The following is a 12,564-nucleotide window of genomic DNA, read 5'->3' on the forward strand; positions in this document are numbered from 1 at the left end:
TTAATATAGTATTAGTTTTGAGTAATTTTGATGATTTTACATTTCTAAACCTCTGATAATTTTGTCATAAAAAAAACAAACTATCATGTCAATAGAATGGAACGGAGTTATGCCAGCCGTAACTACAAAATTCACATCAGATGATCAATTAGATCTTAAAACTTTTGAGTTAAATATAAATGCTCAGTTAGACGCTGGTGTTCACGGAATTGTTTTAGGAGGGACTTTAGGAGAGGCGAGTACTTTATCTAATGAAGAAAAAAGCATTTTAACACAAACAACTGTAAATGTAGTTAACGGTAAAGTGCCTGTTTTAATAAATATTGCGGAACAAACAACTAAGTCAGCTATAGCAGCAGCAAAAAAAGCTGAACAAGATGGTGCTAAAGGATTAATGATGTTACCACCTATGCGATATAAGGCCGACGGAAGAGAGACTGTTGCTTATTTTAAAGCAGTTGCAGAAAATACTTCATTGCCAATTATGGTATATAATAATCCTGTAGATTATGGTATAGAAGTAACATTAAGTATGTTTGATGAATTATTGTCTTGTGATAATATAGAGGCTGTTAAAGAATCTACCCGTGACATATCTAACGTTACCAGAATTAAAAATAATTTTGGAGATAGATTAAAGATAATGACAGGTGTAGATACATTAGCTTTAGAAAGTTTATTAATGGGAGCAGATGGTTGGATTGCTGGTTTGGTTTGTGCATTTCCAAGAGAAACTGTGGCGATTTATGAGTTACAAAAAGCAGGGAGAATAAAAGAAGCGATTGAGATTTATAGATGGTTTTTACCATTGTTAGAGTTAGATATAAATTCTAAATTAGTTCAAAATATTAAATTAGCTGAAGTTGCTACAGGAATAGGAACTGAAACTGTAAGAGCTCCTCGATTACCATTAATAGGTGAGGAACGAAGTAAAGTGCTTCAAATTATTGAAGACGGACTTAAAAAAAGACCATCACTACCAAATTATAAAAGTTTATAAAACCATGATTACTGGAAAAAATCATATTGGAAATCAATTATCTTCTCAAGGAAATATCACATTTACAACAATTAATCCTGAATTAAATGCAGAGAATGAATATTCATTTGTTCAGGCTACTGAAGAGGAAGTAAATCAAGCTATAAATTTAGCTGAAGAAGCATTTCATAGTTATAAAAATTACTCAGGAAAGCGAAAAGCTGATTTTTTAAGAGCAATAGCCGATGAGATAGAAGCCTTGGGAGACGATTTAATTAATACTTATTGTTCAGAGACTGGTCTTCCAGAAGGAAGAGCTGCGGGAGAAAGAGGTAGGACAGTTTTTCAATTACGATCTTTTGCAGATTTAGTAGAGGAAGGTTCTTGGGTAGAAGCTTGTATAGATACAGGAATTCCAGATAGAACTCCTGTAGCAAAACCAGATTTGAGGAAAATGAATATTCCTTTAGGACCTGTAGTAGTTTTTGGAGCGAGTAATTTTCCGCTAGCATATTCAACTGCTGGGGGAGATACGGCTGCTGCTTTGGCTTCAGGTTGTCCAGTAATAGTGAAATCACATCCAATGCATGCAGGAACTGGTGAATTAATAGCTTCAGCAATTATAAAAGCTGTAGAAAAAACAGGAATGCCAAAAGGAGTTTTTTCAAATGTTAACTCTAAAGATTATGCAGTTGGTCAACAGTTGGTTAGCCACCCCAAAATAAAGGCTGTTGGTTTTACTGGAAGTATCAAAGGAGGAAGAGCTTTATTAGATATTGCGGCTAAACGAGAAGAGCCAATTCCTGTTTTCGCAGAAATGGGTAGTGTGAACCCTGTCGTAGTATTGCCAAAAGCATTGAAAAACAGAGGGAAAACTATTGCTCAAACTTTTGCAGGTTCTATCACTTTAGGAGCTGGGCAGTTTTGTACAAATCCAGGATTAATTTTAGGAGTTGCTGGAGAGGGATTATCTGGTTTTATTGAAGAATTAGGATCAAAAATTAAAGGAATAAATCCTTCGTGTATGTTACATCCTAATATTTATGAGGCTTACAAAAAAGGAAAATCAGAAGCAATAAGTCAAAACAAAGTTACAGTAATTGCAGATTTAGATGCTGATTTAAAAATAAATTATGGTTCTCAAGCTGTTGCTGTTGTGTCAGGAAAAACATTTATAGAAAACTCTACATTGCATCATGAAGTTTTTGGGCCATTTTCAATTGTAATTCAATGTGAAACCACAAATGAGTTAGAGCAAATTATTGAAAATTTAGAAGGTCAATTAACAGGAACTATAATTTCAGATGATAATGAAATATCAGAGTATCCTAGTTTAGTGGCTAAAATGCAAAACAGAGTAGGAAGATTAATTTTTAATGGAGTTCCAACTGGAGTTGAAGTTTGTCCTTCAATGGTCCATGGCGGACCTTATCCTGCATCAACAGATAGCCGTTTTACAGCTGTAGGAATTAACTCTATAAAACGTTGGGTTCGTCCGTTTAGTTTTCAAAACTGGCCTAATGAATTATTGCCAGACGAGTTAAAGGATGAGAATCCATTAGGTATAACAAGATTAGTAAACGGACAATTAAATCAATTTTAATAAGATGAAAAGTGTTTTTACGTGCATTGATGGTCATACATGTGGAAATCCCGTTCGAGTAGTAAAAGAAGGGGGACCAAATCTTATTGGTAATTCAATGAGTGAAAAACGTCAGCACTTTCTTAAAGAATACGATTGGATTCGTAAAGGTTTAATGTTTGAACCTCGTGGACATGATATGATGAGCGGAAGTATCTTGTATCCACCACAAAATCCAGAAAATGATTTTGGGATTTTATTTATAGAAACTTCTGGTTGTTTACCAATGTGTGGACATGGAACAATAGGTACTATTACAATAGCCGTTGAAGAGGGGTTAGTTCAGCCTAAAACTAAAGGGGTTATTAAAATGGAAGCTCCTGCTGGACTTGTCGAAATAGTTTATAAAGAAAATGAAGGTAAAGTTGAGTGGGTTAAATTAAAAAATGTAAAAAGTTATTTAGCAGCAGAAGGATTAACTGTAGATTGTCCTGAATTGGGAGAGTTAACTTTTGATGTAGCTTATGGAGGAAATTTTTATGCAATTATAGATCCTCAAAAAAACTTCTCAGGAATACAAGATTTTACTGCCTCTAAAATTATACAGTATTCTCAGGTTGTTCGTGATAGAATAAATATAAAATACCCGAATTATTTTGTGCATCCAGAAGATGATACCATTAGAGATGTATCTCATATGTTGTGGACAGGTAGTCCTTTAGATGAAAATTCTTCTGGTAGAAATGCTGTTTTTTACGGAGATAAGGCTATAGATAGAAGTCCTTGTGGAACAGGAACTTCTGCAAGAATGGCTCAATTATATGCTAAAGGAAAATTAAAACAAGGAGAAGATTTTGTACATGAGAGCTTTATAGGAAGCAAGTTTGTAGGTAAGATTGAAGAAGAAACTACAATAGATAATAAGAAAGCGATAATACCAAGTGTTCAAGGATGGGCTAAGATATATGGTTATAATACAATAATTATAGATGATGAAGATGATCCATATGCACATGGGTTTCAAGTGATATAAAAATGAAAAAAAGAGTAGTTATAATTGGAGGGGGAATAATTGGGCTATGCACAGCCTATTATTTACAAAAAGAAGCTGCTGAGATTATTGTGATTGATAAATCAGATTTTTCTTCAGGGGCTTCTTATGTAAATGCAGGTTTAATTACTCCAAGTCATATTATTTCTTTAGCCAGCCCAGGAATAATTACAAAAGGATTACAATGGATGTTTGATGCATCGAGTCCTTTTTATGTAAAGCCAAGGTTAAATTACGATTTCTTAAAATGGACTTGGTTATTTAAAAAATCAGCAACTTCTCAAAAAGTAACCACTTCTATACCTGTAATTAGAGATATTAATTTACTTAGTAGGAGGCTTTACGAAGAAATGATATCTGATAAAAGTTTTAGTTTTTTTTATAAACATAAAGGTTTATTGATGTTGTATAAAACAGACAAGGCTGGAGAAGAAGAATGGAATGTTGGTAAAAAAGCAATTGAATGTGGTTTAAAAGTGGAGCAAATTTCACAAAAACAGTTACAAGAAATAGAGCCAACAGTGAATTCTTCAGTTAAAGGAGCAGTGCACTATTTGTCCGATGCTCATATGACCCCACACCAATTTATGCAACAAATGAAAAGTTTTTTAACAGCTAAAGGAGTAATTTTTAAAGAACATACAGAAGTAGAAGATTTTGAAATACAATCTAATCTGGTTACAGGTGTAAAAACCAATCATGAATTAATAAAGCTTGACGAATTAGTTGTAGCAAGTGGTTCTTGGTCTCAAAATCTATTAAAGAAATTGAAAGTTAATGTTCCTATTCAAGCAGGTAAAGGGTACAGGATAGATGTGGTTAATCGAACCAAAATTAATATCCCGTCAATTTTATTGGAAGCAAAAGTGGCTGTAACTCCAATGGATAGTGTTACTCGTTTTGCTGGAACTATGGAGTTAGGAGGGATAAATCATACTGTAAATAATAAAAGAGTAAATGCCATAGCTAATGCTGCTGAAAGTTATTATAATGAGATTGAAATTAATGAAAAAGAAAAAACTTCAGCTAAATGTGGTTTAAGGCCATGTTCACCAGACGGACTTCCTTATATTGGAAGATTGACTAAATTGAAAAATGTTACAGTAGGTACTGGACACGCTATGATGGGGTGGAGTTTAGGTCCTGCCACAGGTAAGTTAATCACAGAAATTTTAAATGAAAAGAAAACAAGTATGGATATTACTCCTTTTCAAGTCGAGCGATTTTCTTAGTATTTTTGTAGTATGAATAAAAATGAGTTAAGAAAAATTTACAAACAGAAAAGAAATGAACTCTCTAGTGAAACAATACATTTATTAGAAAAAGATATTTACCAGCAGGTATTTGAATATGATTTTTCTACAGTTCATAATATTCATATATTTCTTCCGATAGAAAAACAAAAAGAAATCAATACTTATCCTATTATAGATTTCCTTAGAAATCAAGGGAAAAATATAATTATTAGTAAAAGTAATTTTACGGATGCTACACTAACACACTATCTCTTTGAAAAAGAGACAGTTTTAGAGCTCAATAAATATGGAATTCCAGAACCTAAAAATGCAAAAAGAGTAAGTGTAAAAGTAATAGATTTAGTTTTTGTTCCTTTATTAATTTCTGATGAAAAGCAATATAGAGTTGGTTATGGTAAGGGGTTTTATGATCGTTTTTTAAGTGATTGTAAAGAAAGTGTAAAAACTATTGGGTTAAACTATTATAAACCAATTCATTTTATAGATGATTTAAACGAGTTTGATTTTCCTTTACAAAAAGTAATATATCCTAAAAAGTAAAAATTTGGATAACTAACCATTATCCAAATTTTTATATTTTAGGGGTATCCCTCCATATTTAAACCTTATTTATCTGATATAACACTAAAATTGTACCTAAATTAGTTAATAAAAAGGCTTAATATAGTCCCTTACTCATAATGTAAAATTAAGGCAAATATCTTTTTTTAGTTTAAAGAATAGATGAGATACGATTAAAGTGTCGATAAAATTAACATATGTTAATTTTAATAGTGAGGTGATTTGCTCTAAATAAGTATAAAAACAAAGATTTGGATAATTGTAAATTATCCAAATCCATATGTCAATCGGGGGAATGTGACAATATATTTGAGCCTGTCTATTTAATGTAAAAATGTTAAAATCGCTCCCAAATTATTAAAATGCTTGTGACCAAATATTTGTCCCTTGCTTCTGTTATTAAAGATACTTTAAATGTGAGCTATTGTGCTAAAAGCTTAGATGAATAACCTAAATGTATCGATGAAACAGATGTATGAAAAGGTGAATGGAAATTAACATATGTTAATTAAATAAAAAAAATACCCATTAATGGGTATTTTTTTTATTTAATTTTATTGAAAACTAATACTAACCATTCATAGAAATTAAAAATTCATCGTTATTAATAGAAGTTTTTATTCTTTGTTGGATAAATTCCATAGCTTCTATAGGGTTCATATCGGCTAAATATTTTCTTAATACCCACATGCGTTGAACTGTTTTAGGGTCTAATAATAAGTCATCTCTACGAGTGCTTGATTTAATCAAATCAATTGCAGGGTAAATTCTTCTATTAGCAATATTACGCTCTAATTGAAGCTCCATATTACCAGTTCCTTTAAATTCTTCGAAGATTACTTCATCCATTTTAGAACCAGTTTCTGTTAACGCTGTAGCTATAATTGTTAACGAACCACCATTTTCAATGTTACGTGCCGCACCAAAGAAACGTTTTGGTTTGTGTAAAGCGTTAGCATCTATACCTCCCGATAAAATTTTACCAGAAGCAGGAGCTACTGTGTTATATGCACGAGCTAAACGAGTAATAGAATCTAAGAGAATAACTACATCATGTCCACATTCTACTAAACGTTTTGCTTTTTCTAACACGATATTAGCAACACGAACATGCTTATCAGCAGGCTCGTCAAACGTAGATGCAACAACTTCTCCACGAACACTACGTTTCATATCTGTTACTTCTTCTGGTCGCTCATCTATTAATAAAACGATTTGGTATACTTCAGGATGATTTGCAGCAATAGCATTAGCAACATCCTTTAATAACATGGTTTTACCAGTTTTTGGTTGTGCTACTAACATACCACGTTGTCCTTTACCAATAGGAGAAAATAAATCCATAATCCTTGTAGATAAAGAACTTCCTTTTTCTGCTAAATTGAATTTTTCATTAGCGAAAAGTGGTGTTAAATGCTCGAAAGAAACACGATCTCTAACAATATTTGGACTTAATCCATTAATTTTAGATACTCGAATTAGAGGGAAATATTTCTCTCCTTCTTTTGGTGGACGAACATTTCCTTTTACAGTATCTCCAGTTTTTAAACCGAATAATTTAATTTGAGATTGTGATACATAAATATCGTCAGGAGATGATAAATAATTATAATCAGAAGAACGTAAAAAACCATAACCATCTGGCATCATTTCTAGTACACCTTCGCTTTCAATAATTCCATCAAATTCAAAATCAGGATCGCGGTAACGGTTCCCGCTTTTATGTTTAGGTCCTTGATTTTTATTTTGATGCTTATTATTTTTATTCTGGTTGTTATTATTTCTGTTCTTCTGATGATTGTTTTGAGTTTTATTACTCTGATGATCTCCAGAAGAATTTTTTTGAGCTCTAGTGTTATTATTTTGATTGTTGTTCTGATTGTTATTACTAGTCTGTTGAGGCTTTTTCTGTTCGTTTTTCGTTGTGCTCGGAACAGCATTAGTCCCTTGCTTTACTGTACTTGCAGCTTGTTCAACAGATTTAGAAATACGTTTTCTTTTAGGTCTTTCAGTTTTAACCTCAGTAGTTGTAGGTTTTTCTACTTCTTTTTTCTCAGGAGTAGTCTTTGGTTTAGCCTCAGTAGTTGCAGGTTTTTCCTTTTTTTGCTCTTTAGAAGCCTCTGCTTGAGCATCTAAAATCCTGTAAATAAGATCAAGCTTTTTTAATTGGCTTGTTTTTTTTAAACCAATTTTTTTTGCAATTTCTTGTAATTCAACTAATTTTTTAGCTTTTAAATCCGAGATTTCGAACATTAGAATATTTTTAAATTAAATGTATCTTTTTGAAAATAAGGGGATGTAATTTAGGTCTTCGTTTTTTTGAATAGCTTACTTGTATTTAAGTAAGTAGTGTGAGGTATCCTTACCCGACAAATATATATAAATATTTTGATTTGCAAAGTTTCTTTTTAAAAAAAGAAAATGTAAATTTGCAATCCAATTTTTAAATATGATACAAAGAATTCAAACGTTATACCTTTTTTTAGCTGGAATAATTTCCGGAGGATTAACTTTTGTATTCAATTTATGGAGTACTCCTAAAGAGACAATATTTTCAATAGATTTATTGCAAACAGCATCTTTTTTACAAAAAAGTATTCCTGTATCATTCTTCTTATCGGCCTTATTATCTGTAGTAGCTATATTCTTATTTAAGAATAGACAATTACAATTTGTTATAGGTCGTCTTAATATTTTGACAAACCTTTTTTTATTAGGGGTGTTGGTATATTTATCTCTAACGTTATCTGGAGAAGCTTCGGTTTCTGAGAAAGGTATTGGGATGTTCATTCCTGTTATATCATTAGTTTTACTAGTGTTCGCAAACAAAGCCATTAAAAAGGATGAAGATCTTGTAAAATCAGTAGATAGATTACGATAAACCTAACATCTTAATATATTTAGTGCGAATAAACCGAGAATGATACTATTCTCGGTTTTTTTATGTTATAGTACTATTATGTTAAAATTTAAACCAAACTAGCTTTTTTTGCATTTTTTTTATGCTGAAAAGTAAAATTTTAATCCCTACTTTTGAAAAGCTAATACCAGATAAATAAAGGCCTCCGTAAGACTCATCTAAGGGAAAACCCTTAGGTACTCAGGGTAAACCCTGAGAGGGTTTTCAGGGTGTTTGTAATTTGGCTACATCGCATTAACCTTATAAATTTGTACATGTAACAATGATAAAGAAAATCAAAGTTCATATCGCAGACGATCACCAGATTATTATAGACGGAATATCTGCGTTAATAAAGACAGAAGATCAACTTGAGTTAGAAGGCTACTCACTTACGGGCAAAGATGTTGTTGAATGGGCTCGTAAAAATAAAGCCGACGTTCTTGTACTTGATATTAACATGCCAAAATTAGATGGTATAGGTGTTTTAAAAGCGTTTAAAAATAGAAACGTAGATCAAAAAACCATAATACTATCTGGTTTAAGCGACCCGAAACTTGTTCATGAAATGATAGCACTAGGAGCTAAAGGTTTCATAGAAAAAAGTTCGGCAAGCGACCACATAATTAAAGCTATTAAAGCTGTGCATCGAGGAGAAAAGTATTATAGTGATAATATAAAAGAAAGTTTATTCGACTTATATATTAACGATACTAAAACTGATGATGCTATTAAAAGCAGTTCTGTGACAGAACCGTTAACAGAGCGAGAAATAGAAGTATTAAAACTAATAACACAAGAATTAAGTACTTCTGAAATAGCAAAAAAATTAGACCTAACGGTTAAAACAATAGAAACTCACAGAAGAAACTTATATAAAAAGTTAAAAGTGAAAAATGTAGTAGGTTTGGCAATATATGCTGTTAAGAATAATATAGTTTAATCGACCTCCCTTCAATTTTTATATAGAGGTTCCCCGTCCTTATATATGTTCCCCCCCCAAAGAAGCTGTATTATCTGAAGTATTGTCAAGCCTACTACTTTTTCACTCTTTTTTATAAATAATGTAGTCCCCCCGAGCAACTACCTTTTTTTATAAAAAATTAATATAATCCAATATTCAAAAATTATAGTACGATGATAAAAAGATACTTACCTTTTTTAATGATAGTTGCTACATTAATTTCATCATGTAGCACAGAAGAAAATGATATAGTAAATGCTGAAGTAGAAGGAGTTAACGAATCTCTTTTACAATCACATAAAATAAGCAGAGATGCTTCAGGAAAATATACAATAGATTATACTTTAGCTAAAAATGCGCAAGCAAATTTAGTAAAAGATGATGCTACACAAACTACAAATTTACATGCTTTTGAAAGTAAAAATGCATTATCGTACAAAACTACAAGTAATATATCAGATATTGAATTACAGAATAATAAAATTAAACTAGGTGTTTTTGAAAATGGGGAAGAACGTAATTCGATAACAGTTGAAGATGAGAATATTATCTTAGCAAAAGGAGAAGTAAATATTAATTTTTTACAGACTTATAGTGTTGAAAGTTTTGGAGACGATCAATTCGTTCTTGATTTTACAGTAAGAGAAGGAATTCAAGTAGATTTTAAATATAACTCAGATGAAAATATTTACGAAGTGCATTTAAAAGAGGGTCCTTCTAATGGAACAGCTTTTACTAAATTGTACAAAAAAGCGGAACATTTACCATTAAAAATAGATTTTGTAAATTACATTAAGGTTGTTAGTGATAATGATAATCTAAAAGGAAAAAGCATTGCATACGTTGAAAGAAAAATTCCAAGATACGGGCAAGGTGAATAATAACTTAAAAGTGAAATTATTTTGATAAAAAACATAGTCCCCCTTGTTTTTATATTTTTATGTTTGAAACTAAAAGCTGAGTCTGCCCACTCGGCTTTTAGTTGTTACTATGATTATTATCAGTCAGATGTAAATTTAAGGGAACATAAAATATATGAAGTTGCAGAAATATTATTTGAACAGGCGGATTACATTAAATCTCTAAAAATGATTTTACCTCTTTCGGAAATGGATTTGAAAGACGAAATTTTAGAAGTTAAGGTTAATTTGTTGATTGGCAAGATCTTAAACAAGTATGTTGATTCTAGAGAAGCCAGTCAATTATACAAGCTTACAAAAGGAATTGAACACCATAAAGCATCTTATTATTTAGAAAAATCACTCGAGACACTTAAATCATTGAATGATTTAGAGTTAGGCGAAAATATAGAAAATAAGAGATTGTTAGCACAAAATTATTTATCATTATCTAAGTTTTATATTGGGGCTAAAAGAAAGGATAGTACAGAATATTATGCTAAAAAAGTAGTTGGTATTGAGAGTTTTGATAATGAAGTTTTGGATAAAAAAGCAAGAGCGTATCTTAACTTAGGAATAGTAAATGTTTCTAAAAGAGATTTGATAACAGCTGAAGAAATGTTTTTAAAATCTGTGGAAATTAATGAAAAACTACTAGATGAAGTCTCTTTAGTTAGAGCATTGAACAATTTAGCTAACATATATTTGGAAAAGCAAAATTATAAAGAAGCAAAAAAAATATATGCAAAAGCGATTAAATATTTAGAAAATCAAAGATCATTAGAAGCTGTTCAGAATAAAGAAATGATCTATGAGAATTTTGCTTGGACACTATATAAATTAAAAGATTACACAGCGTACGAGTTTGTAACCGAATCTTATGAAATTAGAGATAGTTTAAAAGAAAGAGAATTAAAAAAAGAAATAGACAGAGTATTGGCAGAGAATGATGTTAAAGTCGTTCAACAAAAAGCTGATCAAAACCAACTAAAACAAAAACAAAAAACTTGGGCTGTAGGTACAGCTGGTGTTGTAATATCTATATTACTATTGTATTTGGCAAACTTATATAAACTACGTCAACGTAACTTAAGTTTAAAACTATCACAAAACGAATTACGTCAGCAACGAAAATTAGAGCGTTTAAATTCACAAGCACAAGTGAAAATTTTAAATGCAACTTTAGATGGTAAAGAAACAGAGCGTAAACAAATTGCTGAAATTTTACACGATAACGTAAGTGCACTGTTATCTTCTGCAAATATGCATTTAGAAGCAACGCAAAAACAATACGGAGATAATATTCCAGAAGAATTACAAAAAACACAACAGATAATTACAGAAGCTTCAGAAAAAATTCGTGATTTATCACACAACTTGGTTTCATCTGTATTATTAAAATTCGGTTTAGAGTATGCAATAAAAGATGTAGCAAAGAAATTCTCTAACTCAGAAATAAAAATAAGCACAGCAATTAGTAATGTATATCGTTATTCTCAAGATTTTGAAATTAAAGTGTTTAATATTATTCAAGAGTTAATTAATAACATTTTAAAACATAGTAAGGCGAAAAACGCTTACATTATGCTAGAAGAAGAAGGAGAAATGATTAACCTTATTGTTAAAGACGATGGTATTGGTTTTGAGCAAGCAAAAGATGAGGATGTGGGTATTGGTTTAAACCAAATAAAAGCCAGAATTAATATGATGAATGGAAACTTTTTTATAGAGTCATCTAAAGGAAATGGAACAAAAGTAATTGCAAGTATTCCTTTAGTTCGCATAGTTCGAAAAAAAGAAATGGCATCGGCTTAAAAAGATCATTAATTTTTCGCTAATTCAATTACTTCCATATTTTCAATTTCACCAGCACGTAATTCAAAACGTATCATAGTGCGTACTTTATGAAAACCATGTTTACCTGCGGCTCCAGGATTAATGTGAAGTAAATTAAAATGTTTGTCGAATTGTACTTTTAAAATATGAGAATGACCACAAATAAAAATTTTAGGTCTATTTTTTTGAAGTTCTCCATAAACACGAGTTTTATATTTGCCGGGGTAGCCACCAATATGTGTCATCCAAACAGAAACACCTTCCACTTCAAAAGCATCATCTAAAGGAAATTCTGCACGAGCTTCGGCATCATCAATGTTTCCATAAACAGCACGTAAAGGTTTGTATTCTTTAATTGTATCTGTAACACGCAAGTTACCAATATCACCAGCATGCCAAACTTCATCAGCTTGTTGTACAAACTTTAAAATTTGATCATCAATATAACTGTGTGTATCCGATAATAATAAGATTTTCTTCACAAAACGAAAGTACAAATAACCAAATAAAATCCGTAGTTTAGCTCTTTAAAAAAAG

General features: G+C 31.1%; 11 protein-coding genes. 9 read left to right on the plus strand and 2 right to left on the minus strand.

Annotated elements, in window-relative coordinates:
- Window positions 1-85 precede the first annotated feature (85 nt).
- From ACSIGC_RS13410 to ACSIGC_RS13430, 5 genes are read left to right on the plus strand one after another with little or no spacing between them, the layout of a single operon-like run.
- Window positions 86-1,000, plus strand: coding sequence for a dihydrodipicolinate synthase family protein (locus ACSIGC_RS13410; RefSeq protein ID WP_442265319.1), 915 nt, complete (start codon window positions 86-88; stop codon window positions 998-1,000).
- 4 nt (window positions 1,001-1,004) lie between these two features.
- Window positions 1,005-2,582, plus strand: a complete 1,578-nt coding sequence (locus tag ACSIGC_RS13415; RefSeq protein ID WP_442265320.1) for an aldehyde dehydrogenase (NADP(+)) — start codon at window positions 1,005-1,007, stop codon at window positions 2,580-2,582.
- Window positions 2,583-2,586: 4 nt separating this feature from the next.
- Window positions 2,587-3,594 carry a 4-hydroxyproline epimerase gene (locus ACSIGC_RS13420; RefSeq protein WP_442265321.1) on the plus strand — a complete coding sequence of 336 codons (1,008 nt, stop codon included), beginning with the start codon at window positions 2,587-2,589 and terminating at the stop codon, window positions 3,592-3,594.
- Window positions 3,595-3,596: 2 nt separating this feature from the next.
- Window positions 3,597-4,844: an NAD(P)/FAD-dependent oxidoreductase gene (locus tag ACSIGC_RS13425; RefSeq protein WP_442265322.1), complete on the plus strand. Its 1,248-nt coding sequence runs from the start codon at window positions 3,597-3,599 to the stop codon at window positions 4,842-4,844.
- A 12-nt stretch (window positions 4,845-4,856) separates the two neighbouring features.
- Entirely contained in the window at window positions 4,857-5,408 is a 552-nt protein-coding gene (locus ACSIGC_RS13430) for a 5-formyltetrahydrofolate cyclo-ligase (RefSeq protein ID WP_442265323.1), read from the plus strand.
- A gap of 591 nt (window positions 5,409-5,999) precedes the next feature.
- On the opposite strand, the gene rho is transcribed toward ACSIGC_RS13430, so the two are convergent.
- On the minus strand, window positions 6,000-7,682 hold the full coding sequence (gene rho / locus ACSIGC_RS13435) for a transcription termination factor Rho (RefSeq protein ID WP_442265324.1): 1,683 nt from the start codon (window positions 7,680-7,682) through the stop codon (window positions 6,000-6,002).
- A 196-nt stretch (window positions 7,683-7,878) separates the two neighbouring features.
- On the opposite strand from rho, the gene ACSIGC_RS13440 reads away from it, so the two are divergent.
- From ACSIGC_RS13440 to ACSIGC_RS13455, 4 genes are all read left to right on the plus strand, one after another.
- Entirely contained in the window at window positions 7,879-8,310 is a 432-nt protein-coding gene (locus ACSIGC_RS13440; RefSeq protein WP_442265325.1) for a DUF4293 domain-containing protein, read from the plus strand.
- A 301-nt stretch (window positions 8,311-8,611) separates the two neighbouring features.
- Complete coding sequence (locus tag ACSIGC_RS13445; protein WP_299674091.1) at window positions 8,612-9,271, plus strand: response regulator; 660 nt, start codon at window positions 8,612-8,614, stop codon at window positions 9,269-9,271.
- A gap of 194 nt (window positions 9,272-9,465) precedes the next feature.
- Window positions 9,466-10,173: a hypothetical protein gene (locus ACSIGC_RS13450; protein ID WP_442265326.1), complete on the plus strand. Its 708-nt coding sequence runs from the start codon at window positions 9,466-9,468 to the stop codon at window positions 10,171-10,173.
- Between the two features lie 207 nt (window positions 10,174-10,380).
- Window positions 10,381-12,006: an ATP-binding protein gene (locus ACSIGC_RS13455; RefSeq protein WP_442265327.1), complete on the plus strand. Its 1,626-nt coding sequence runs from the start codon at window positions 10,381-10,383 to the stop codon at window positions 12,004-12,006.
- An 8-nt stretch (window positions 12,007-12,014) separates the two neighbouring features.
- Here ACSIGC_RS13455 and ACSIGC_RS13460 read toward each other — a convergent pair whose 3' ends face one another.
- Window positions 12,015-12,509: a metallophosphoesterase family protein gene (locus ACSIGC_RS13460; protein ID WP_442265328.1), complete on the minus strand. Its 495-nt coding sequence runs from the start codon at window positions 12,507-12,509 to the stop codon at window positions 12,015-12,017.
- Window positions 12,510-12,564 lie beyond the last annotated feature (55 nt).

The sequence above is a fragment of the Tenacibaculum aquaeponti genome (assembly GCF_052084715.1).
In the GTDB taxonomy this organism is placed as follows: domain Bacteria; phylum Bacteroidota; class Bacteroidia; order Flavobacteriales; family Flavobacteriaceae; genus Polaribacter.

Excerpts from the sequence above, each read along its gene's own strand:
- ACSIGC_RS13420 (WP_442265321.1), top strand. The coding sequence starts at position 2,587 with ATGAAAAGTGTTTTTACGTGCATTGATGGTCATACATGTGGAAATCCC.
- ACSIGC_RS13450 (WP_442265326.1), top strand. The coding sequence starts at position 9,466 with ATGATAAAAAGATACTTACCTTTTTTAATGATAGTTGCTACATTAATT.
- ACSIGC_RS13455 (WP_442265327.1), top strand. The coding sequence starts at position 10,381 with ATGATTTTACCTCTTTCGGAAATGGATTTGAAAGACGAAATTTTAGAA.
- ACSIGC_RS13440 (WP_442265325.1), top strand. The coding sequence starts at position 7,879 with ATGATACAAAGAATTCAAACGTTATACCTTTTTTTAGCTGGAATAATT.
- ACSIGC_RS13445 (WP_299674091.1), top strand. The coding sequence starts at position 8,612 with ATGATAAAGAAAATCAAAGTTCATATCGCAGACGATCACCAGATTATT.
- ACSIGC_RS13430 (WP_442265323.1), top strand. The coding sequence starts at position 4,857 with ATGAATAAAAATGAGTTAAGAAAAATTTACAAACAGAAAAGAAATGAA.
- ACSIGC_RS13425 (WP_442265322.1), top strand. The coding sequence starts at position 3,597 with ATGAAAAAAAGAGTAGTTATAATTGGAGGGGGAATAATTGGGCTATGC.
- ACSIGC_RS13415 (WP_442265320.1), top strand. The coding sequence starts at position 1,005 with ATGATTACTGGAAAAAATCATATTGGAAATCAATTATCTTCTCAAGGA.
- rho (WP_442265324.1), bottom strand. The coding sequence starts at position 7,682 with ATGTTCGAAATCTCGGATTTAAAAGCTAAAAAATTAGTTGAATTACAA.
- ACSIGC_RS13410 (WP_442265319.1), top strand. The coding sequence starts at position 86 with ATGTCAATAGAATGGAACGGAGTTATGCCAGCCGTAACTACAAAATTC.